Origin of the sequence: Roseibium sp. HPY-6 (assembly GCF_040530035.1) — a bacterium.
GTDB lineage: Bacteria > Pseudomonadota > Alphaproteobacteria > Rhizobiales > Stappiaceae > Roseibium.
The window spans coordinates 762,652-785,253 of sequence record NZ_JBEWCD010000002.1; the positions used below are offsets into that span (position 1 = coordinate 762,652).

A 22,602-nucleotide genomic window follows, 5' to 3' on the forward strand; every position below is an offset into this window, starting at 1 on the left:
TTTGTTTGTTTTTTTGTTTGGCATGCAACGTGCTTGTTTGAACGCATGCCTCAAACTCAATGAGGTTCCACCAAGGTTGGCGAACGAGGGGCCGCCGAAAATTGAGAGGAACACGCCGGATGACGCAGAAATTCAAAACAAGGCGCACGGGCGATCTGACACGCCGATCAATCCTGAAAGGTGCGGCAGGCACCACAGCCCTGGCAGCCGGCAGCTCATTGCTTGCCATGCCCGCGATCGCCCAGGCGCGATCAATCAAGATTGGGTCTTATGGCGGCTACTTCGAGGACAGTTTCAAGAAATTTGTGTACCCGGCCTTTACCGAGGCAACGGGTATAACAGTCGAATCCGTGACGCAGCCCAACTCGAGCGACTGGCTTGTGACGATGCAGCAGGCAGCAGCCTCCGGCACGGTGCCCGCTGACGTGTCGCTTTACGGCAAGGACACCATGATCAAGGCGACGCGTATCGGCGAAATGCTGAAACCGCTGGACGCGTCAAAGATCCCCGGGGTAACCAATCTGGACGCGGAATTTTTGTACGAAGGTCCCGATGGTCTCGTCGGCGTAGGCTCAATGGCGTGGTTCAATGCCATGGTGATCAACCCCAACGAAGTGACGCCGGCACCAACCAGCTGGAAAGAGTTCTGGGAGAACCCCGCCTACGAGGGGTCGCTCGGCATTTCCAAGAAAATCGACGGTCGTCTTCTCGATATTACGGCAAAGACATTCTTTGACGGCGCAGAAACGCTCATGACGGAAGACGGGATCGTTGCGGTTCTGGACAAGGTTGCCGAGCTGAAGCCGCATGTCGCGCTCTGGTGGTCGGCTGAAAGCCAGATGGAACAGGCGATGAAGAACGAAGACGTCATCGGCGGATCCTACTATCTGGACGTTGCGAACATCATGGCGTCTGACGGGTTCCCGATCAAGCCGCTGTTCCCCGTCGAAGGCAATCCGATCGGTTACGGGTCCTGGTGCCTGAGCCCGCTTTCGGAAAAAACCGGTGAAGCCTACGAATTCATGGCGTTTTCCAGTGACCCGGCCACCCAGGCACTTATGTCGCGCAACATCGGCACCGCACCGCTGGTCAACCGCGAACTCACCGACCTGACGGATGAGGAGTTCGCGTTCGTGTCCGGATCGCCGATCATCACGCCTGCTTATGAATCTTATCTCGACAACGAGACGTTCATCAAAGAGCGCTGGGACGCGATGCTCGCAGGCGCTTGATGCTGTTTGTGTGTGGAGCGGGTGATACGGAACATAGACCATTGATCCCGCTCTTCCCACCAGAACGCGTGCGGACCTGTGTTTCGCTTGCCGAACAATCGGGCAGCGAAAGCCGGCAATCTTCCAGACTTCACGTTTCGAGAGTAGCAGCTTCATGGCCGGACTGGTCCTAAAGGATGTCAGAAAGATCTATGGCGACGTAACTGCGCTGCAGAACATTGATTTGGTTTTTCCCTCGGGCAAGTTGACGGCGCTTCTGGGGCCGTCAGGCTGCGGAAAAACAACGTTGCTGCGCATCATTGCAGGGCTCGAAACGCCAACCCGGGGAAGTCTTGCCCTCAACGGCGATGACATCACGACGCTGCCCGCAAACAAGCGGAAATTCGGCATGGTGTTTCAGTCCTTTGCCTTGTTTCCTCATTTGTCGGTAGGCGAGAATGTCGCCTACAGCTTGACCATTTCGGGCGTTGAGAAATCGACCCGCTCAAGGCGCGCGCAGGAGCTTCTCGACCTCGTTCAGATGGCGGACTTTAAAGATCGCCGGATTGGCCAGCTGTCAGGCGGTCAGCGCCAGCGTGTGGCAATCGCCCGGGCACTCGCCCAGGAGCCCGAGGTGTTTCTGCTCGACGAGCCTATGTCCGCACTGGACGCTCAGTTGCGCGAAACCATGCAGGTCGAGCTTCGGCTCCTGCAGCAACAGTTGAACATCACCACGATCGTCGTGACCCACGATCAGCGTGAAGCCATGACCATGGCCGACGAGATTGTTGTGATGAGCAACGGGCGTACGGAACAAATCGGTTCTCCGACAGACATATATCAGCGCCCGGAAACACCTTTTGTCGCCTCATTCATTGGCAAGGCGAACTTTATCGACGGTATCGTTCGCGGCGGCCGCGTATTTGTCGGCGACGACGCGTTTGATCTGGAAAAACCGGCCTCTTTTGTCGACGGCGCGCCTGTACAGCTCGTTTGCAGACCGGAGAATGTCGAACTGTGTTCAGTTGACGAGACTGCGCCAAACACGCTGACCGGTTCGGTCTCGTTTGTGAGAGACGTCGGCCCTACGAGGGAAGTCTTTGTCGAGACAAACGCCGGACGGGTGATCTGCGAAATGCCGTCATCAACTGGTGGCAGCGTGGCACAAGGTGAAAGCACAGGCGTCAGACTGCGATCAAACTCCCTGTTGTGCTTTCCAGGACAGGCACCGGCAGCGGCCGCTAAACAAGCGTTGGCATCTGCCGGTCACCAGGAGAACGTCGCTGCATGAGCGACCTGGCAACAGCTTCTTATCTGGCGCAGGCAGACAACGGATCCCGTCTGAACAAAACACTGCGTCCGCCGTTTGACGCGGTTCGCCGGTTCGGAGCACGGTCGATCATCATGACAACGATCGCGGCCGTTCTGCTGTTCGTCTTCCTGTCGCCGATCCTGCTTGTTGTTGCCGTCAGTTTTGGCGAGAAAATCGAAGGCGCGAGCTGGGTGTGGGCGTTTGACCCCAGCAATTATGCGCGTGTTTTCGTTGGCATCGGCTGGCCGGACGAGATCACGCTCCTTTATGCCTATAAGCTTGGCTATACGCTTGCATACGCAGTCCTCGGTTCGCTGATCGCAATCGCGTTCGCCTTTCCCTTTACATATTTCCTCAGTCAGTGTTCGCGCCCGGTGCAGGCGGCCTGGTTGGTGTTCATCCTGGCAAGTCTTTCGATGTCGGAAGTCTTCATCGTGATGGGCTGGGACATCATGCTGTCCAACCGATCGGGTCTCCCGGCTCTTTTCAAGGCCACCGGTGTGACAGAGTGGCTGAAGGAGACCGGCTGGCTTGCCGTGCTCAAGGATTGGGGCCTCGCAAACCCGCGTAACGTGAAGTTCAAAACGTCCCAGCTGGCGACGGTTCTGACAATGGCTTATCTGGTCTGGCCCTACGCGGTGATTTTGCTCTACGCGCCCCTCTCGCGCATCGATCGCTCGATGATTGAAGCGGCGCGCACCATGGGCGCCGGCTCTTTCACCGTCATGCGCACCGTTATTGTTCCGGTCGTCCGCATCCCGGTTATGGGCACCTTGCTGCTGCTGTTCGTCTATCTGCTTGGTGCCTACGTGACGGTCACCTACTTCGCGGAGCCCGCCCACCAGACACTTCCGGTGTCGATTTACGAGGCGATCCGCGGTGCCACGCTCAATGCACCCTTTGGGGCCGCACAGGCCGTCGTGCTGCTGACCACTGCCGGTGTATTCATTTTCGCCAGTCTCTGGCTCAGCCGTCTCGCGGAGAACCGGGGCCGATGAAAGCTGCTCTCAAACATGGCTTCATGCTGATTTGCGCCGCCTATATCAGCCTGCCGATCGTAATTGTGTGCCTGAGCGCCCTGAACGGCGGGCGCTCGATGCTGTTCCCCCCAAAGGACCCGACATTTGCGAGATTCTGGGAGTTTTTCGTATCCGAGCCGGTTTGGCTCCGATCGATGGAAAACTCCATCATTGTCGCGCTTGCGAGTGCCACTTTGGCGGTGCTGATCACTTGGCCGATTGCCTATGACCAATGGAAGCGCAACACGGCGTTTTCCCGTGCGCTCACCGGTCTTGCCGGGTTGCCGTTTGCCTTGCCGCCAATCGTCTTTGGGGTAGGTCTCAGCTTTTTGTGGACCTTTGTCGGTGGGCTTGGAAATATCTTTACCGGCATCCTGAGCCACACCGCCCTGCTTGCAGCCTTGCCGCTCGTGACGATATCAATCGGGCTGCAGTCTATCGACAGGTATCACCTTGATGCGGCGCAAACCATGGGGGCTGACGAGCCGACGATCCTGCGGACGATCATCCTGCCGCAGACGCTGTCGTATACCTTGTCCGGTTTCTTCTTCGTGGTGGTTCTGAGTTTCCACGAATTCATCGTCATCTTTTTCGTGTCTGCCTCCGCCTACAGCACGGTGACGCTGCAGATCTTCAATTCGCTGCGCAACGGGTTCACGCCTACCATGGCTGTCGGGGCGATCACCTTCCTTTTGGTATCGATCGCCGTTTTCAGTGCCGTCGCCCGCTATGGCGATTTGCCCCGCCTGCTCGGCGCGGACCCAGCGCGCAAAGACAATTGACCTGAGGAGGACAACAGCCATGCCCGCACAGCCCCTTCTTGTCGGAAACCCGGTGTTGCTGGTGATCGACATTCAAAAGAGCGCGTTTCTGGAAAACTATGATGGCGGCATTCCAAAAATGTCTGCCTATACAAGCGCCATGCGCCAGGCACGCACGGTGATCGATGCTGCGCGTGCAAGCGAAATTCCTGTAATCTTCTTCCAGGAAGCCCATCGCCCCAACATGGTGGACTTTGGCCGTGAGCTCGATGGTACGGAGGATGTGCATTGCGTCGAAGGCCGCGAAGGGACGGAAATCGCCGATGAAATCGTCGGCCTGAAACCAGATGACTACGTGATCAAGAAGCGCCGGTATTCATGCTTTATCGGCACCGACCTCGACATCCTCCTGCGGGGGCTGAAAGCCGATACGCTGGTAATGGTCGGCGGACTGACCAATGTCTGCGTCCACTACACGTTCGCCGATGGTCACCAGAAGGATTTCTATTGCCGTGTGGTCAAGGACTGTGTTGGCGGTTCTGATCCTGCAGCGCATTCGGCAGCCCTTGACGCAATGGAGTATCTGCAAACAGGAGCCGTACGCACCTCAGATGAACTCATCGCGGCATTTGGCGCCCACAATGCCGCCGCGGCCTGATGACGGATAGCGCAAACGCGGTCTCGGATCCCGTTTCAGACGCCGATATTCGCGGACTTTGGCGTCGGGCTTATATCAAGGCCCCGGCGAGAGATCCGGATTTCGAAGACCATGAAACGCACGTCTACTGGTTTCAGGCGGACGGCCTTTTTGCGGACTTGCGCATTCCGTCCCGCTTTTCAAACGGCCTGCCGGTCACCTGCCTTGCTGAACTCGATCCAGCAGATCTTATGGCGCTGGCGGATGCAGAAGGGTTCGCAGGCCGGTCTACTGTCGTCGACAGTGTCTGCACCTGGGAGAGAGTGATAAACCTCCAGGGTCCGGAGACCGGACGTGATATCGGTCGCTTGGAGCGGACCGCGACCGGTCTTTTTGAGTTCGGCGTTGACGCAGACTTTGTCGAGCTGTGGCTCGACCAGAAAATAGACGGTGCAGAACCGGAAGGCCGGGTGTTGACATGCGATGGCGGCATTTGGGGATTTCTGATCAGCTCTGAATCACGGTTTCTGTTCGCTCTTGATCGGCCCACCCGGAAAAACCTGTCACGCCCCTGGAAGGAAGTTCTCGCACACGCGCTGAAAAATGCCGACCGGGATCTGCTCGCCGATCTGTTCCAGGCCGAATACAGTTTTGGCCGTATTGTCGATGGATCGGCCATGATTGAACTGTCGAGCCATCCCAATCGCGTTGGTGCTGTATTGTGCGACAATCTCCACGCCGTGAGCGACAGATTCGAAACAAATCATACGCGTTTCGATGGCGAAGCGCTCAGGCGAACCTGGACCGTGGCTGAGCTCGCGCTCTGATCCGCGAAATCCCGTTCAGACACCCCAGATCCGAAAATACTTTTCGACAATCTCGTCCAGCCGTTTTTTGTCGAAGCTCGGATCGTGACCTCCGTGAACAATCGACACGTCGAGGCCCTGCAGCTTTTTCATCGTGACAACGTAGTCTTCGACACTCATGCCCGGTCCGTCATAAATGAGTGGGCCGTCATAGATCGCATCGCCGGCAAACAGAACGCCCGTTTTTTCTTCAAAGAGTGCAATGCTGCCCGGCGAATGCCCCGGCACATGCAGGACGGTGTATTGCCGGTCGCCCAAGTCAACGGTGTCTCCTTCTTCCAGAAGTCCGGTAGCCGGCGCACCTTTGAGGTTGTAGGAGGCGGGGTCATACCCCTCGTGGGGCAACGCGGTAACCAGCAATTCATCCAGCGGCGGATATCCCGAGGCGGCAAAAAGCTCCAACAGTGCCGGAGCGATTTCATCGCGAATGATCGTGTTCATGATGGAGGGGGAGGCCATCTCGTCCGCTTCGATCGGATGCACGAGACGGATATCGAACTCATGCACACCGCCGATATGATCGATATGCGTATGCGTTGAGACGCAAATGATTTCCGCATGCGGTTTGACCGACAGCGGGTCGACATAAGGTGCGATCGGGACGATGCCCATTCCCGTGTCGATGATCATGTCGCGCTCGGACCCGCGTACGAAGAACATGTTCGCCTGTTCCAGGACATGGACATGCGGTTCAAGCAGCATGTCCGTCGTCTCATCTACCTTGGATATTGAAAACCAGTCATGCGCAATCGGATAGTGGGAAACGTCAGGCATTTTTACTCCAATGACACGGGCGCTCAGACCGGAGCAGCCTTGCGAAAATTGCTGGTTTGGCAGTGCGTTGCGCAACCGGTGTAGCGACCAGCTTCATGAGACAATTTTTCCCGCCAATCATACCTTCACGGGCTTGCTCAAAACAACCGAATAGCCTGCGAAAAGGAGTGAAATTTCGTCCGTGTGTCAGCTCACTCCATGTGGCAGCCGATGCAGCCCTTTGCAGGGTTGGAACACACAGTCACCACCATGAAGTCACTGTGACAAGGGAGCGCCCAATGCTTCGGCCATGCGGGCTATGGCGGCGATCTGCGGTGCCTCCCGGCTCAGGAAGTCGTTGCTCCCGTATCCCCACCAGTCCCAGCAGCCATTCGGATTGCCTGCGTACCAGTTCCACCAGGGTGAAGGGATCCGCTCTGCCTGCGGGTAAAGTACAACAATGTCGTTTGCCTCCGCCCATTTGTTGTAGCCCGATTGGCGTGCATAGGTATCTCCAAGCACCTCTTCGCCTTGTTTGCATCCGTGAAGAGCAATGTGCAAACGGCATTGCTGCCCATTGGCGCAGGTTTCAGGGACATAGACAAAAGCCGTGTCACCCATTCCTTCCGCGGCCTGCGCGTACTGACTTTGATCGAAATCCTGCAGCCTCCCCTGATCGGGAACGGTTGCGGGACGAAGGGTGCCGTAGACGTGCTGGAGAATGTCGCCGGCCTGATCAAAATCGCAGTCAATAAGGAAGTCGGGAGCCGTGGTAGAACAGGCCAGATCACCTTGTTCGGTAACAAAACCATGACCGGCATTGATCGTCTTTTCATATGAGATCTGACCATCCGGCACGTTAAGCGCACTATAGGCGTCATAGAGCGCATCCATCGACGCTCGTGCGACCGTATCGTCGGCCTTGCCATGGAACATGTAGATGCGATCACCGACAATATTTGCGGGTGCATCTATTCGGCGACGCGCGGCGAGGTCTTCAATTTCGCGTATGGATTCCTCGGCGTCAGCTTCGCCGAAAGTGGTCGCCATACAGATCCACAGGGCCCAGTAAACGCTTCCCTCAGAACAGCCATAAGGCCCACCTGCAACGATGCCGGCACCTGCAAGCTTTTCAGAGAAGGCAACCTGCAACTGAACGGCCATGAAAGCGCCGCTTGAAAGGCCCGATACCGTTGTTTGAGCAGGATCGAGATTGAGTTCGGGGAGTGTTTGGGCGTGAGCGGTTGACCCCAAGGCCAGCGCCCACACTGCGCTTCGCAGAAGGCCGATCATGCGTGAACACTCGCATGATCATCACCCCGGGCGGGTGATATTGTGTTGCAGTATGGAAAGAAGGAGAGGATTTGTAACTTTGAAAACATTGTTTGCCTTTAATTGCCGGTAAGAGATCGGTTTGCCGAAATTCCTTGGATTTAGCCGCACCTGCCTGCTTTAGCTTTCCTTTGAATCTGTGTTCTTGCGCGAAACGAATGGCCGTTTTCTCAAATCGTGCTGCTTTGCGGACGCTTACTGGTGCCCGCAGAATGACCCTGCGGTTGGCCGCGAAACCAGCCGCGTGAGCCTTTGGTGGCACCGTCATGCGGGGCTAAGGTGTGCGATCCAACGGTACTTAAAATAATGCGTACCATCTGAGGGTGCTGGTCGTGACTGTGCACGCAAAGGCTGAAGGAAGACAAGCCTGAATTCTGTGCATTCGAGGACGCGGAGTCCACAGGGTTGCTCCTGCATCGAATGTCGAAGTTCGTGGACCGAAAAGCCGCTGATGGACCACATCGCAAAAAGAGCTGACTTGAAAGCGTGCTGTGCGGGCGCAGGTCAAAGAAAGCGAAAAGACGTCTCTGCCGGCAAGTGCGTGGTCGCCACAACACCGTCACCGCTGATGGGGCATCTCACGGCAACGGCTGCGGAAATGCGCCTTTCACAACGCATTCGAGTTGGTTCTCAGTCGTCAAAGCCGCGAGGCGACTTAACCTGAGGGACAGTCCTCGAACGAAGTCTCAGGACCGCTGCAATGAGATGCTTTCGGCAGACGATTTTTCTGTGCTCGTTTTTCGTCAGTATTGAAGATTTTCGGTTTCGATCTGTCTGTCGCGGATCAAGTCCAATGTGTCGACAATCCCTCGCGCCATCTCGTCACAGGCCCTAAAGAGTATTCGCGGTAAAGCGCGTTTGTATGGGCATGATCGCAGCGCCGATTGCGAGAGCGTTTGGGCCGAAGCGGCTCCCGGTCACCGAGAGGTCTATCGAGATCTTCGAAGCAATGCGTGACACCAGTTCATCGATAACGGTCGTTGGAACCGGTGCCGACAGGATCATCTCCGGAACACTTGCGAACGTCCCGAGATCATGCACAAGATCAACCGTCTTTGAGACGACCTGCTGGATCCATCGCTGAACACCCAGATCGTCCCGCGTCGCGACACTCTCCAAGTTTTGAGCCGTAAGATTCCAGGTTTGACAGTCGCAAATTGGAATTTGAGGGTTTGAACCTGTGTAGATCCGCCCTCCGAGGATCAGCCTTGGCTTGAGATCTTTGGACGCATAACAAAAGAGCAGATCGTCCATACGCTTGGCTTGGCCATAGAGTGTTTCGGCACTGGCAGCCGCAGTTACATCGTCTTGGATGACGACCTCCAGGCCGGAATGCGCGCGCAGGTCCTGTTCAAAGTCATAAGCCAGGACGGCTTGTTCCTGTTCCTCTTCAGCTTCAAACCGCTGGGGGAAGGTAAGCCCGATTCCGGCGACAAGGGCTTTCTGCGTGGCCGTCAACTCACCGAGCAGCGTGTCCACCATTCCAATCAGCGCATCACGCACATTCTGGACGTCGAAGGTGGTGATGGCACTTCGTTTTTGAGCAACAGGCACTCCTACAAAGTTGATGATGGTCGCCTCGATAGCGCGACGATCGACATGGATCCCGATCGAGAACGCGCCATTGGGGTTCAGGCTGATAGGTGTCGTCGGTGGCCCGATTCGCCCCCGGACGGCTTCGCCCTTGCTGACCAGGTTGTCGCGCTCAAGTGCCCTGACAATGACGGAGATTGTTTGCGCGGACAGCCCGCTTTCCCGACCGAGTTGGAGCCGTGTCATGCCGTCGTGCTGCAGGAGGAGGGACATGATCAAACGTTCATTGAAGCTGCGCGCCAGAACCTGGTTCATGCCACCCGGGTGTTCTGCGACACGAACGGTTGGTGGCGGGGCAAAACGCATATCCGGCAAAAGTACAGCCTCCTGCTTTGAAATCAGAACTCGCGAAATGCACCTCGCTTCGAGGCACGCTATCGCACTATGGATTATCACGTTTGGGCGTCTGGAACGGGCGCGCCTTTCGCGCCCGGTGATTTCTTCCCACGGTTTAGTCGCTTTGGTCCGGCCAGCCAATGGCCGCGATCTCTTCGGCAATGGCATGACCCAGGTCTTTGTGCGCCTGGACATCAAGATGAAAGCCGTCCTCGTCGCTGGAGTTGACGACAAGACCTGCATCGAAAAAATGCACTTCGTGAGCTTCGGCGATCCGTTCGTATTCACGCGCCAGTGCGCGTGATTTTTCCTGAGCCCCCAGAAACACATCCGACCATTCTTTCAAGTCAAGCGCGGTTGGCGGCGGCGCGACAATCAGAATTTCGGGTATCTTGCCCTCAACGCCGGCGGGCATGGCCTTGATGTCTGTCACAAGTGCTCCGATGCCCATGGCGATTTCACATGGGGTTTTGTTGAAACGCACTTTCAGATCGTTGGTCCCGAGCATGATGATGATCAGATCAAGCGGTTTGTGGCTCATGATGCAGGGCCGAAGATAGGTCCGGCCATTCTTTTCCGGACCTTCGATTTCGTCGTTGCTGACAGTGGTTCTTCCGCTCAGGCCTTCTTCGATCACAAGCCATTCGTTGCCGATCAGACCCCGCAATACGCCAGGCCATCGAACGTCATGCGGGTATCGGTCGTCCGGCTTGTTGGCGGTGGTTTGTCCATACGTATTGGAATCTCCGTAGCACAACACCGATCGCATACCGCCTCCAAAAGATATATTTATTTTCAATAGGATAGGCAGTCAGTTTGTGAGTGCCAACGGAACCCAGCCTAGAAGCGGATCTTCAATTGGTCAATAGTAATTCATCGTGAATAATTATTGACACAAGCGTAATTTCCGTGCTCATCATGATGAACAGACGCACGGATGCGGTCGAAATTCGCCTTGTCTGTGTTGTCGGATCACGGGAGGATCAGATGAAACTTTTCAAATCAGTCCTGGCAGCTGCTGCTGTCACAATCGGCCTCGGGGTTGCGTCACCTGCAGTGTCCAACGACGAAGGCCCGATACTGGTCGTGAGCGGTCCCTTGTCCTGGCCGTTTTTTGCCGCGGTGAAAAAGGGCTTTGACGACGCCGCTGAAATTTTCGACGTCGATTACCAGTATATTGCGGTCACGGACACGTCGAACATGACGAGCGACTACCCCAGGCTGCTGCAGCAGGCAATCAGCCGCGAGCCCAGAATGTTGCTCGTTGGCGAGTTCTTTCCCGATGGCATGGACCCGTTGATCAAGGAGGCGACCGCCGCCGGCATTCCCGTTCTCATTCACAATTCCGGTCAGACCCTTTGGGAAGGCAACGGATCGATCGGCTTTGTTGGCGAAGACCCTTATCAGATGGGCTACAAGGCAGGTCAGATCCAGGCGGACGCCGGCGTCACAACAGGCCTGTGTTTCAACCAGGTCCCGGGCAATCCGACAGTTGAAGAGCGGTGCAATGGCTATGTTGCTGCCATGAAGGAAGCCGGAAAGGAAACCATCTACCAGACCATCGGGACGGGAGATGCGACGAACCCGCAGGCCATGACGCAGGCGATCAAGGGCAGCCTGCAGGCAAATCCGCAGATCGACGGGATCTATACGCTGAATGCGGTTCCTGCGATGTCCGCCCTGCGCGCCGTGGACGAAGTCGGACGCAAAGGCGAAATCATGGTTGGAACGGCAGACTTGTCGAATGAAGCTCTTCTTGCCATCAAGAATGGTGACCTCGCCTTTGCCATGGACCAGCAGCCTTATCTGCAAGGCTTCATGTCTATCCAGATTGCCCATCAATACCTGAATTACGGCTTGCATCCGATCGGACATGTCAAGACCGGACCATTGGTGATCGACAGCTCCAACGTGGACGAAACGCTGAAGGTCAACAAGGAACATGCAGGAGTTCGCGGCGCCTCCTAGGCGCCGCACGGCCCGGCGAGGGCCATCAGACAAAGCTCACCTGGAGAAAGATGTGCTCAGGAATTTCATGAAGCGGCCCGAGGCGGGGGCTTTCGCAGCGTTTCTCATCACTTATCTTTTCTTTGCGCTCGCAACGCCCGGAACGGGATTCGTGTCCGTGAATGGCACAGCCGGATGGCTCAATCTGGCCGCCGAACTGGGAATTGTCGCGATCCCGGTTGGGCTCTTGATGATTTCAGGTGAGTTTGACCTGTCGATCGGGTCGACTGTGGGGGCTTCGTCGATGATCCTCGCGCTTGGAACCAACCAATACGATATGCCGATCTGGCCGATGGTATTCCTGGCATTGGCTGCCGGAGGTCTGATCGGGCTGGCCAACGGCCTCGCAGTCGTCAAGACCAAACTGCCGTCATTCATCGTCACCCTGGCAACCAATTTCATCGTGATCGGCGCAACAATGGGCGTCTCGCGGCTGATCGCCAATGTCACATCAAGTTCGATCGTGGCTTCCGACAGCGCAAAGTTCGTTTTTGCGGCGCGTTGGGGGCAGGCCAACATTTCCATTCTCTGGTGGCTGCTCGTTGCCTATATCGGCTACCGGGTTTTGAGCCGCAGTGTCTTCGGCAACTGGATCTACGCAACGGGCGGAAATCTGGACGCGGCCCGCGGGGCGGGCGTTCCGGTGCAGCGGGTCAAGATCAGTCTGTTCATCGCCACCGGTCTTGCCGCCGCGCTGGTCGGGATTCTCCAAGGTGTCCAATGGAATTCGGGCAACGCGACCTACGGCATGGGCTTCGTGTTCCAGGCACCGATTGTCGTAGTCATCGGCGGCGTGCTCCTGACCGGCGGTTATGGCAGTGTCACCGGCATCGTTCTGGGGACGGCGTTGTTCGGTGTCATATCCAGCGGCATCTTCTATACCGGATGGAACACGGACTGGATCCAGTTGTTCCTCGGGCTTCTGCTTGCGGCAGCTGTTCTCGCCAACAACTATGTTCGCCGGCTCGCGCTCTCAAGCAAATAGGATCCGCCATGTCTCAGCCTCTCATGGAATTGCGCGACGTCGACAAGTTTTTCGGTTCCACCAAGGCCCTGAAACAAGTGTCGATGCAGGTCGAGCCGGGCAAGATCCTTTGCCTCCTGGGCGACAACGGTGCCGGCAAGTCGACCCTGATCAAAGTCCTCTCCGGCTATCACCAGCCAACGTCCGGGACACTGATGTTCGACGGCAAGCCAACCAGATTTGCCACGCCCCGCGATGCACGCCAGCGCGGTATCGCAACAGTCCATCAGGACGTCGGTTCCATCCCGCTGATGAGCGTTGGCCGCAACTTCTTTCTGGGAGCTGAACCTGTCAAAGGCCGTTGGCCGTTTCGAAGCATCGACACACGGCTTGCCAACGAAGTTGCGGTGGATCAGATGCAGAAATTCGGCCTCACTCGGGTAACCAGCGGAGATCAGCTCGTCGGAACCATGTCCGGCGGCGAACGCCAGGTGCTGGCAATCGGGCGGGCGATGTATTTCGGTGCCAAGATGCTGATCCTCGATGAGCCGACATCGGCCTTGGGTGTCAAGGAAGCCGCAATGGTTCTGAAGATGATGCGGATTGCCCGTCAAAACGGGGCCGGCATTGTTTTCATCACGCACAATGCGCGCCACGCCATGAGCGTCGGTGACGCATTCGTTGTTCTGATTCAGGGAGAAGTCGCAGCCTCTTTTAAGCGGGGCGAAAAGTCTCGCGAGGAAGTTCTCAATCTCATGGCCGGCGGCGAAGACATGAGCGAGCTTGAAGAAGACCTTGAACAGATCGATTGACCCTGCCGCGCGCAGAGAATTGACAACGCGTACGTAAGAGCCGTCTCGCTTAGGAACTCTCTCAGGCGATCCCTGCTCAACCATAGCGACACGCGCCGTTGTCGACGTCGACACATTTGAACGCACGACGCTTGTCATTGGATTGGCAGTCAAATTCAGTGCCATCGCCCCCGATTTCGAAGCAATCGCGGATGCCAAGTGCGAAATGAACCGATGAAAATTATGTCGGACCTGCTGGGAGAAAATCCGAACCATTTCGATGATATTTTCAAGGAACTGGAAAACTGGGAAGCGGTTTTAAATTCTCTTCTGGGTTTGGGTATGTATTAAACTTGTGATGGGTTGGAATAACCCTCGTTTGTCATCGACTAGCGACCGAGCGTCAAAAGTCCGCTTTGAGCCCATTCTGGCCGATGCTGCAAAGCTACGAATTGCCGCTTTAACACGCGTGCAAGTACACCTCAAAAACCTCGGTGCGGCTGCCATCGCTCTCTATTCGAGCTTCGATCTGTCGGAAGCCGGATTTAACAAGTACTCGTTGCGAGGCTAAATTTTCTGGTGCAACGGTTGCAATCATGTGGGTTAATCCGAGTGCGGACATTGCCCACTTTGCAAGGCCTTGCACAAACTCGGTGGCAATGCCACGCTCCCACACTTCGGGAAAGAACGCGTATTTGACTTCGGCGTCGTCTTGGTTGCCCGGATGCACAAGTCCGCCAAAACCAATTGTTTTCGCCGTCTTGCCGTCTTCAATTGCGAACATGCCGTAGCCGCGTTTTTCGTAGTTCGAAAATGTGACCTCCATCCATCGAGCGGCTTCTGACGCAGACAGCGCGTGCCCGTCGTCGACCCATCGCACGACTTTGTCGATGCTGTAGAGCGTCAACAGATCAGGCTCATCGGCTGGTCGCCATTTGCGCACGGAAAGCCGCTCTGTGCGAAACACTTCAATACCGTCTTGAGGTAAACCAGAAAGTTGATCCCCTGGGGTCATCTGACCAGTATATCTAAACAGTGTAAGGATAGAAACCGGACGTTCATGGTATGACAATTAAGGGCAGCTTTGTCCGCAAACCTGCCATTGATGTTGAAACCACTTTGCAACCAGCTCGCCCGATAATGGGGTCGAACCAACCTAAACAAGGCTAGAAAATCAATTATGTCGCTCTGATCCCGTTGAGCGGGTTCGGGACCACCACTTTTTATGAAATATGGCGGACAGAGAGGGATTCGAACCCTCGATACGGTTGCCCGTATACACGCGTTCCAGGCGTGCGCCTTCAGCCACTCGGCCACCTGTCCGTTCCAAGCGGGAGCCGCTTGAGTGCCGCGCAATATACTCAGCTAGAGGTCAAGTGCAAGCGCCTGGAACGGTTTTTTTCCAGCTCTCTTTCAGCTGTGGATCGACATCGGATTGACCGGTGCGTTTGCGTATGTTTCGCTGCGACCTAGAAAGGGTTGCGCTATCTCACAAGAATGTGTTGAATATCAATTATTGAACAAGGGTTTTGCGATATTACTCTAAGGAAGCGCTGCATTCCTCGAATTTCAAGGGAACCCGCGCTGAAACAAACGAAACCCGATTAAGTAATGGTTTTTTATTTTAAAGGCCGGTAACCGAAATGATCAGTGTATTTAAGTTTATATTTCGCCTCGCGGGCCTGGGATTGCTTGCCGTTGCCATAATTGCAGGGATTTCAGACGCCAGTACCTCCATCGCTCAGTCGCAGACGCAGTTGCAGCCCTTGGGACAGCTTCTGTTCAGTCTGTTTCCGGATACGTTCCCCATTCTGCAGCCGGCCATTGAACGCCATGTCCACCCGGCCCTTTGGGATCCGGTGCTTCTGACGTTGATGACCTGGCCGGTATGGGCTGTATTTGCACCCCTTGGTCTTGCGTTTTTGTGGCTCGGTGCACGGCGCCGGGGCTATCAGCCGCAGTTCGCCTGAGCGAGAGAACCAACACGCATCCGTGATCGCACTTGGAATGCGCGGTCAACTGCGCCACATTGCGGGTAATGCTTGTGACGCGGCGGAGGCCTATTGCAGTGATTGCAAGGCCCGGTCGCCTCGACGGGAGATCCGCAATGTCCTTCATGACCATGTTGACCAAAAAGTTCTCACTGCCGGGCAAAGAGGATGCCTTGCCCGGACGTGCGGAAGCCATCGTGCCGTCCGAACCGCACTTCGTGAACGGCAAGCCGCTTGACAGGCCCTATCCGGAGGGTACGAAAACGGTTCTTTTCGGCATGGGATGTTTTTGGGGTGCCGAACGCTTGTTCTGGCAAATTCCCGGCGTTTACGTGACCGCTGTCGGCTATGCGGGCGGCTACACCGAAAACCCGACCTATCACGAAACCTGTACGGGTCGGACCGGACATACCGAGGCCGTTCTTGTCGCCTATGACCCAGCTGTGGTGAGCCTGATGGATCTCTTGAAAGTGTTCTGGGAAAATCATGACCCGACACAGGGCATGCGTCAGGGCAACGACACCGGAACGCAGTACAGATCCGCGGTTTACGTCAACTCGTCAGATGACCTGGCGCTCGCCGAGAGCACCAAAGATGCTTATCAGGCGGCGCTGGCCTCTGGTGGTGTCACCTCCGGTATCACCACCGAAATTCGGGAACTCGACACGTTCTTTTTCGCCGAGGACTATCACCAGCAATATCTCGCGAAGAACCCGGGCGGCTATTGTGGCATCGGCGGAACCGGCGTCGCGTGCCCAACCGGTCTGGGCCCCGCGGCCTGATACGCGATTCGAACTACGGGGCTCTGTATCTGCAGGAATGCGCGCAGCGCCTCGTAATTTTTCCGAATGTTTTTGCATGAATACATGTGCCCGTGGCCTGCAACCTGGACTAGATTGCAGGTCTGAGCTTTTTATTTTGCCATTCCGTCACGTCAGTTCAGTTTTTATTAAAGTAAGAGCGTAATCCTCAGCTGGAAGTAGGGCTGTCTGAGGGTGCATGAGATGAACCGTTCCGCAAAAATCTTTGCGGCTGCTTATTTCCTGGGATGCTGCGTGCTCGTTCTGGTGGCGTCTCTGACACCTGGCGGCAAGGGGCCTGTGGCCGTCTTTGCGATGCCCTGGGGCAAGCCCGCCCTGGAGGTTGTCGCCCACGCCGAAGGCCCGATCATTTTTGTCAACGACGGGTCCTGGGTTGCCCTTACGGAATCCACCGACCAGCAATTTATCAACCGGCTCTACGAGGCAGGGGCCGGCTTTGTCGCCTCAAGCGTGATCGCGATGGCTTGCGCGCGCTTGTCCGGCGTCTCACTGGAGAAGTCAATATGAGTGATATGAGTGCGGGGGCATCGGGACTGGACTGTTTCCGGGAACGATTTTGCAAGATCGTAATTTACTTCACATGGTTCAATGTCGGTCTTGTCGCCGTTACTGCCTGGCTGGTTGGCAATGTGTCGTTTGTAATCGTTGCCGGTGCTGCACTTGCAATTGGAGCTGCAGCGACCTTTACCTGGATGAAATTCGGTTCAGGGGTTGAAACGCGCATGGCAACAGCGATGTCGCTGGCTGGCCTCGTAGCGCTTTTCGTCGCGTCGCTCGCGACACCTGGCGGAGAAAACTCCTTCCAGATCGACGGTCACATGTATTTCTTCGCAGTGCTGGCGATCCTGGCAAGCTGGGTGGACTGGCGCGCGCTGGTCGCTTACGCGGCAGTTGTTGCCGTTCACCACCTGGCACTCAATTTCCTCATGCCCTGGGCTGTCTTTCCCAATGGTGCCGATTTCGCACGCGTCGTGTTCCACGCGGTGGTCCTCATTGCTGAAGTGGCGGCACTCTGGTGGATGACCAACTCGCTGGCAACAGCGTTCAACGCATCAGATCAGGCCCGCGAAGAGGCGGAGAGGGCACAGGAAGAGGCCATTCACCTCCAGGAAGAAAACTCCCGTCACACAGAACTGGAGCGTGAGAAGCAGTCGGTTATTGCCGGCCGGATTTCGGAATTCCAGAACGAGATTGCTTCCAAGCTTGACGGTGTCAGCGTGAAAGTCGGCGAAATGCGCGGCTCGGCCGAGGAATTGGGCACAGTTGCGCAGGATACGACCGGACGGGCCGTGTCCGTCTCCGACGCGTCTGAAACCGCCTCCTCCAACGTTCAGATGGTTGCGTCGGCGGCCGAGGAATTGTCGTCCTCGATTGCAGAAATCTCCCGCCAGGTCGAACAGACGACCGGAATCGTCGTCAAGGCCACAGAAAATGCGCAAACAAGCAACCAGAAAGTTGCGGGTCTTGCGGAAGCGGCCAATCGCATTGGCGAGGTTGTCACGCTGATCCAGGCAATTGCCGAGCAGACGAACCTGCTCGCGCTCAACGCGACGATCGAAGCCGCGCGCGCAGGCGAGGCCGGTAAAGGGTTTGCGGTTGTCGCCTCGGAGGTAAAGGAGCTGGCGACCCAGACATCCAAGGCTACGGAAGAAATCGGCGCGCAGATTTCCGCCATCCAGGCGGAAACCAAGGACGCGGTGGATTCCATTGGTGCAATCGCTGCAACCATGGACGAGGTCAACAGCTATACCGCGGCGATCGCGGCGGCTGTCGACGAACAGGGCGCCGCAACGCAGGAAATCTCGCGCAACGTCGCCGAAGCCGCCGACGGCACCGGACGCGTCGCGGACAATATCGGCAGTGTACGGGAATCGGCCGAGCGCACGAGCCAATCGGCATCCTCCATGGCGGAAACGACCGAGGTTCTGGACGCGGAAACGTCCGAAATGCGCCGAGCCATCGATACTTTCCTGCATGACGTTGCCGCTGCATAAGGATTTAAGAAAGACGTCTGGAATTGACCTGGCCGGCTGTTCTTCAGCCGGCCGTTTTTTTGTTCGGCCGAGAGAAAACTTGACCTGATGTCGCTTGGATGTCATGGAGCCATTTGCGCCATCAGACTCAGGGCACAAGGGGGTCGATGGCTGTCTCACTCGGAAATCGGCAAGAGATGTCTTCAAGCGCGCTAAAGCCCGGATCAATTCTGCTTTTGGATCTCCTGAAGCAGCACTCCGCCTTGCTTTTCGAAGCACCGCGCGAAATCGTCACCTGCACGGCATTGGAAGACGTTGAGACCTGCCTTCGGCGGTTGGAGCAGGTTCAGCTGGGGGGCAAGTACGCGGCGGGCTACCTTGCCTATGAGCTTGGATATGCCTTTGAAGAAAAGCTCAGACGGCGCATTGAAGCGACGACCGAGCCTCTCCTCTGGTTTGGTGTTTACGACACGGCTCGCGAAATTTCGCTTGAAGCGGCACGCACGCTCCTGGAAACCGCCAATGACGCTGGCGAAAGCTCCTTCCGGGTACCATCCTTCGACATGGACAGGGCCGCCTATGGCCAGGCGTTTGGGCGGGTACGGTCTCATTTGGCCAAGGGGGACATTTATCAGGTCAATCTTACATTGCGGGCGGCGCTGTCTCACAAGGGCGCGCCGGAGCATCTTTTTCTGGACCTGATGCGGCGGCAGCCTGTCGAATTTGCAGCCTACATTCAAATGGAGGATCGTACGGTCCTTTCTCTGTCTCCCGAACTCTTTCTGGAACGAACGGGAACGCTGCTGCGCACCCGCCCGATGAAAGGCACCGCACCGCGCGGCCGGTATGCTTCTGAAGATACCCGCATTGCCAGGGAACTTGCGAACGACCCTAAGCAGCGCTCGGAAAACACCATGATAGTCGATCTGATGCGCAACGATCTGTCGCGCATCGCCGAGACGGGATCGGTTAAGGTGACGAAGCTGTGTGACGTCGAGCGATACAGAAGCCTCCATCAGATGACGTCGACTGTCGAAGCGCGCGTTCCAAGAAACATTGGTTTCTCCGATATTGTCGAGCGTCTCTTTCCCTGTGGATCGATCACCGGCGCACCGAAACTGAGCGCCATGCAGATTGCCCACGATCTGGAGAGCGGCCCGCGCGGCGTCTATACCGGTTCCATCGGTTATCTGGCGCCCGGCGGCGATTTCCGCCTGAATGTTGCCATTCGCACACTTGTGCTGCGCGACGACGGGACCGGCGAAGCCGGAACCGGATCCGGAGTGGTTTTCGATTCCGGTGCTGCTCCGGAATATGACGAGTGTATTCTCAAGCTGAAATTCATGACTGATGACATGCCTGAATTCGACCTGATCGAAACCATGGCATTTGATCCGGCGGAAGGGTATCTGCTGTTTGAACGGCACCTGCAAAGGCTGCAGAAATCGGCATCTTATTTTGGCTTTCAGATGGATTTGCTCCAGGTCCGCGAAGCCTTGCAGCAAAAGGCACTGGAATTCACCGGCCCACGCAGGGTGCGGCTTCTGTTGAATGCAGCGAGTGATGTCTCGATCACGTCAACCGATCTCACACCAGTCGATCAGAACACCGTCTTCAACCTTGTGCTGGCGCAGGAGAGAACCTGCTCGACGGACCGCTTCCTGTTTCACAAGACAACAAACCGTGCGTTCTATGATGACACGCGCACACGGTATCAGGCGGAAACCGGGTGCCAGGAAGTGTTGTTTTTGAACGAGGAAGGATTTCTCACCGAGGGCAGCTACATGTCGCTGTTCTTGAAAAAAGACGGTGTCCTTGTGACGCCGGCCCTTCGGCATGGTGTGTTGCCGGGGACTTTCCGCGCAGCTCTCCTGGAGTGCGGTCTGGCCGTCGAAGCCGATCTGAAAACAGCAGACCTGGAAAGTGCCGACGAGATTTATGTCGGCAACTCGGTAAGGGGTCTGGTCAAGGGCCGCTTGTTATCGGCCACCGGGGCAGAGACGGTGGATCAACGGGTCGATGCGGATGTGAATGTCGCGCGGCAGGTTGGCTGAGCAGGGGGCGTCCGGCTTACCGGTGCTCCTGGTTCCAGGGAATGATATCCAGCTCCGGCCAGAGTGCCTTCATCCGTGCGGCTTTTTCCGCGTACGTCTCCGGGTTCTTCTGGGAATAGTTGGGCACCAGTCGCATCGCGAAAAGGTTCGCCAGGCCAAAGGGTGCATGAACAACAGGCTCGCCGCTGTCGTTCATCCGCAGTGCGACTGCATGGGTTCTCGCGGCATAGGTGGTTAAAGCGTCCATGGAACAGTCAAGCGGGCGATAAGGGCGGCCGAATTTTTCTTCATACCAGAGATGCACACGCGCCTGGTTGCGCACTTCCAGAAGCGCTGCGAGGTCCGGGAGCGCAGCTTCCACCTGCTTGATCACCCTGTCCTCAGCCTCATAGGAAGGATCTTTGCCGTCGAAATAGATGACATCGAAGTCCTTGATCCCATGCAGATGCGGACGATCGGTGATGACGTTCCAGACAGTCTGGTAAATCCCGCCGGACACCAGCCAGGCATCCGGGAGCCGTAAATCGCGAATGGTCCGCACAATGGTCATGATATGCGGGATATCCTTGATGATCTCCGTGAGACGCTCGCAGCGCTCCTCTTCGCTCGCCTCACACGGGTTGCCAAGCCTGGCGAAAGGGATGTCGATTGCCGGATTGTCGGTCATGAAATCATCCTGAGGGATCGGCGGAAAACACTAGCCGATTCTGAGTCTTGCGGCATCCGTACTTTTTGCGAGGCGTCAAATCCCGGTTGAAAATGGCATGTCAGCTGTACACCACTCTGTTGCTTGACACACTCGGTCGGGGTGCCATGCTTGAGATGGGGCAACCATGCTTGGATGTTGCAAATGACCGTTTTTTCGAAAGTACCTGGCGGCAGGGCAGGTACGTACACGCTTCTGGCGCTCGGAAGTGCCGCTTTGGTTTTCGTTTCCTCGCAACCGTCGGACGCGCAGTCCCGGCGGCCCGACACAAGGGCGCTCTCCTGCTCGCAGGTTCAGTCGTTGATCCAGCAAAACGGCGCTGTCGTCATGAGCACTGGCCAATACACGTTTGACAGATATGTCTACACGAAGAACTTTTGCCAGCACGGCGAGGTGGCGAGGAACCAGTGGGTGCCGACGAAGGACGTCAAGCGCTGCCGGGTTCGGGTCTGTATTGATCCCAACATTCTAAGGTTCAACGACTAGCGCTACTCTGTCGGAGCGCGGTTCCCGGATCACGAGGCTTTCGGGGTGACCGGACACCAGACTTAGATCCCTGCGGCGCCCGGAAGGAGTTGGTGCAATGACTGGCAGAATTTTTGTGCGATCGGGCCTTCGGCTGGCGACAATCGGGACAGTGATTCTGCTTTCGAGCCAATTGGCCGCTCAAGCGCAGTCGGCACGACCCGATACGCGTCAACTTACCTGCGCGCAGGCGCAGTCCATCGTAAAGCAGCGTGGAAGCGTCGTGATGACAACCGGTCCATCGACATTCGACAGGTTTATTTCCGACGTGCGCTATTGTCTGCCGGATTCGAACATGATGCGCCCCAAATTTGCGGCGACCAAAGACAACCCGAAATGTCCTGTCGGCAACAGATGCTTTAGAAGCCGGAACTTCCGCTAACCAAAATTATCTCTTGATCAAGATTTATTCGCTAAAACCGGATACAAGCTTCCGGCGGTGTATGACTTGCGCCGACCTGTGCAGAAGCAGTCGCCATTCAGAACTGTTTCACATTTATGAAACAAGGATTGCCTACTTCTCGATGCCGGACTTAAGATATTACAAGCTGTTGCCTGAAAATACAGGGCTGGTCTTGCGACGTGCGGGAATAATACAATGAAGCAACTAAAAATTGCGGGACCTTTGGTGGCAGCCGGTATGTGTTCGGTCCTGTTTCTCGTGTTTGGTCAGCCCGCTGATGCTCAGACGCGGCGCCAGCCCAATACGGCGCAGCTGACCTGCAAACAGACTCACGACCTGATCAAGAGGTTCGGCGCGATCAATCTGAAATCGGGGGACGTCAGGTTCGATCGATACGTGTCGAGCCGGAACAGTTGTTTTCCGAATCAGACGCTGCGGACGACCAATGTGCCGACCAAGGACCAGCCCAAGTGTCCGGTGCAGATCTGTGTGGATCCGCGCAGCAACAACAATTGACGCTGCGCGTACCCATTTAGCCGGGAGCGTG

22 protein-coding genes and 1 tRNA gene are annotated in these 22,602 nt (G+C 56.4%); 16 read left to right on the forward strand and 7 right to left on the reverse strand.

The annotated features are described in order from the left end of the window. Positions 1-119: 119 nt before the first annotated feature. From ABVF61_RS14890 to ABVF61_RS14915, 6 genes are all read left to right on the forward strand, one after another. Positions 120-1,232, forward strand: a complete 1,113-nt coding sequence (locus ABVF61_RS14890; protein ID WP_353994329.1) for an ABC transporter substrate-binding protein — start codon at positions 120-122, stop codon at positions 1,230-1,232. Positions 1,233-1,386: 154 nt separating this feature from the next. Further along, complete coding sequence (locus ABVF61_RS14895; RefSeq protein ID WP_353994330.1) at positions 1,387-2,502, forward strand: ABC transporter ATP-binding protein; 1,116 nt, start codon at positions 1,387-1,389, stop codon at positions 2,500-2,502. Further along, positions 2,499-3,521 (forward strand): ABC transporter permease, encoded by a 1,023-nt coding sequence (locus ABVF61_RS14900; RefSeq protein ID WP_353994331.1) that lies wholly within the window; start codon positions 2,499-2,501, stop codon positions 3,519-3,521. The genes ABVF61_RS14895 and ABVF61_RS14900 overlap by 4 nt, the downstream gene beginning before the upstream one ends. Beyond that, positions 3,518-4,324, forward strand: a complete 807-nt coding sequence (locus tag ABVF61_RS14905) for an ABC transporter permease (protein ID WP_353994332.1) — start codon at positions 3,518-3,520, stop codon at positions 4,322-4,324. Before ABVF61_RS14900 ends, ABVF61_RS14905 begins: the two co-directional genes overlap by 4 nt. Before the next feature lie 19 nt (positions 4,325-4,343). Beyond that, positions 4,344-4,961, forward strand: a complete 618-nt coding sequence (locus tag ABVF61_RS14910; protein WP_353994333.1) for a cysteine hydrolase family protein — start codon at positions 4,344-4,346, stop codon at positions 4,959-4,961. Beyond that, positions 4,961-5,767 carry a hypothetical protein gene (locus ABVF61_RS14915; RefSeq protein ID WP_353994334.1) on the forward strand — a complete coding sequence of 269 codons (807 nt, stop codon included), beginning with the start codon at positions 4,961-4,963 and terminating at the stop codon, positions 5,765-5,767. The genes ABVF61_RS14910 and ABVF61_RS14915 overlap by 1 nt, the downstream gene beginning before the upstream one ends. Before the next feature lie 15 nt (positions 5,768-5,782). Here the strand turns inward: ABVF61_RS14915 and ABVF61_RS14920 are convergent, their stop codons facing one another. The 4 genes from ABVF61_RS14920 to ABVF61_RS14935 all read right to left on the reverse strand — a co-directional run bounded on the left by ABVF61_RS14920 (position 5,783) and on the right by ABVF61_RS14935 (position 10,589). Next, a complete protein-coding gene (locus ABVF61_RS14920; protein ID WP_353994335.1) occupies positions 5,783-6,580 on the reverse strand; it encodes an MBL fold metallo-hydrolase in 798 nt (265 codons plus the stop codon). 255 nt (positions 6,581-6,835) lie between these two features. After that, positions 6,836-7,852 (reverse strand): extracellular catalytic domain type 2 short-chain-length polyhydroxyalkanoate depolymerase, encoded by a 1,017-nt coding sequence (locus ABVF61_RS14925; RefSeq protein WP_353994336.1) that lies wholly within the window; start codon positions 7,850-7,852, stop codon positions 6,836-6,838. An 870-nt stretch (positions 7,853-8,722) separates the two neighbouring features. Further along, entirely contained in the window at positions 8,723-9,790 is a 1,068-nt protein-coding gene (locus ABVF61_RS14930; protein ID WP_353996434.1) for an ROK family transcriptional regulator, read from the reverse strand. Positions 9,791-9,935: 145 nt separating this feature from the next. Beyond that, the gene (locus ABVF61_RS14935; protein ID WP_353994337.1) at positions 9,936-10,589 is read right to left on the reverse strand and encodes an SGNH/GDSL hydrolase family protein; all 654 of its coding nucleotides are present in this window, start codon (positions 10,587-10,589) and stop codon (positions 9,936-9,938) included. Positions 10,590-10,807: 218 nt separating this feature from the next. On the opposite strand from ABVF61_RS14935, the gene ABVF61_RS14940 reads away from it, so the two are divergent. From ABVF61_RS14940 to ABVF61_RS14950, 3 genes are read left to right on the forward strand one after another with little or no spacing between them, the layout of a single operon-like run. Next, positions 10,808-11,788, forward strand: coding sequence for a sugar ABC transporter substrate-binding protein (locus ABVF61_RS14940; protein WP_353994338.1), 981 nt, complete (start codon positions 10,808-10,810; stop codon positions 11,786-11,788). 52 nt (positions 11,789-11,840) lie between these two features. Further along, entirely contained in the window at positions 11,841-12,812 is a 972-nt protein-coding gene (locus ABVF61_RS14945; RefSeq protein ID WP_353994339.1) for an ABC transporter permease, read from the forward strand. Between the two features lie 8 nt (positions 12,813-12,820). Continuing rightward, the gene (locus ABVF61_RS14950) at positions 12,821-13,603 is read left to right on the forward strand and encodes an ATP-binding cassette domain-containing protein (protein WP_353994340.1); all 783 of its coding nucleotides are present in this window, start codon (positions 12,821-12,823) and stop codon (positions 13,601-13,603) included. A 439-nt stretch (positions 13,604-14,042) separates the two neighbouring features. Here the strand turns inward: ABVF61_RS14950 and ABVF61_RS14955 are convergent, their stop codons facing one another. Together ABVF61_RS14955 and ABVF61_RS14960 are read right to left on the reverse strand one after the other, a co-directional pair. Further along, the gene (locus ABVF61_RS14955) at positions 14,043-14,597 is read right to left on the reverse strand and encodes a GNAT family N-acetyltransferase (protein WP_353994341.1); all 555 of its coding nucleotides are present in this window, start codon (positions 14,595-14,597) and stop codon (positions 14,043-14,045) included. Between the two features lie 218 nt (positions 14,598-14,815). Beyond that, positions 14,816-14,905 (reverse strand) — tRNA-Ser (locus ABVF61_RS14960). Positions 14,906-15,225: 320 nt separating this feature from the next. Between ABVF61_RS14960 and ABVF61_RS14965 the strand changes: the two genes are divergently transcribed. From ABVF61_RS14965 to pabB, 5 genes are all read left to right on the forward strand, one after another. Further along, positions 15,226-15,552: a hypothetical protein gene (locus ABVF61_RS14965; protein ID WP_353994342.1), complete on the forward strand. Its 327-nt coding sequence runs from the start codon at positions 15,226-15,228 to the stop codon at positions 15,550-15,552. Positions 15,553-15,689: 137 nt separating this feature from the next. Then, positions 15,690-16,355 (forward strand): peptide-methionine (S)-S-oxide reductase MsrA, encoded by a 666-nt coding sequence (gene msrA, locus ABVF61_RS14970; RefSeq protein WP_353994343.1) that lies wholly within the window; start codon positions 15,690-15,692, stop codon positions 16,353-16,355. A 222-nt stretch (positions 16,356-16,577) separates the two neighbouring features. Beyond that, entirely contained in the window at positions 16,578-16,901 is a 324-nt protein-coding gene (locus ABVF61_RS14975) for a hypothetical protein (RefSeq protein ID WP_353994344.1), read from the forward strand. Further along, the gene (locus ABVF61_RS14980; RefSeq protein ID WP_353994345.1) at positions 16,898-18,388 is read left to right on the forward strand and encodes a methyl-accepting chemotaxis protein; all 1,491 of its coding nucleotides are present in this window, start codon (positions 16,898-16,900) and stop codon (positions 18,386-18,388) included. Before ABVF61_RS14975 ends, ABVF61_RS14980 begins: the two co-directional genes overlap by 4 nt. A gap of 176 nt (positions 18,389-18,564) precedes the next feature. Further along, on the forward strand, positions 18,565-20,421 hold the full coding sequence (gene pabB / locus ABVF61_RS14985; RefSeq protein WP_353994346.1) for an aminodeoxychorismate synthase component I: 1,857 nt from the start codon (positions 18,565-18,567) through the stop codon (positions 20,419-20,421). 16 nt (positions 20,422-20,437) lie between these two features. On the opposite strand, the gene ABVF61_RS14990 is transcribed toward pabB, so the two are convergent. Further along, the gene (locus tag ABVF61_RS14990) at positions 20,438-21,088 is read right to left on the reverse strand and encodes a nucleotidyltransferase family protein (RefSeq protein WP_353994347.1); all 651 of its coding nucleotides are present in this window, start codon (positions 21,086-21,088) and stop codon (positions 20,438-20,440) included. Between the two features lie 183 nt (positions 21,089-21,271). Between ABVF61_RS14990 and ABVF61_RS14995 the strand changes: the two genes are divergently transcribed. Both ABVF61_RS14995 and ABVF61_RS15000 read left to right on the forward strand, forming a co-directional pair. Continuing rightward, positions 21,272-21,613 carry a cyclin family protein gene (locus ABVF61_RS14995; protein WP_353994348.1) on the forward strand — a complete coding sequence of 114 codons (342 nt, stop codon included), beginning with the start codon at positions 21,272-21,274 and terminating at the stop codon, positions 21,611-21,613. Between the two features lie 637 nt (positions 21,614-22,250). Beyond that, positions 22,251-22,571 carry a hypothetical protein gene (locus ABVF61_RS15000; protein ID WP_353994349.1) on the forward strand — a complete coding sequence of 107 codons (321 nt, stop codon included), beginning with the start codon at positions 22,251-22,253 and terminating at the stop codon, positions 22,569-22,571. Positions 22,572-22,602 lie beyond the last annotated feature (31 nt).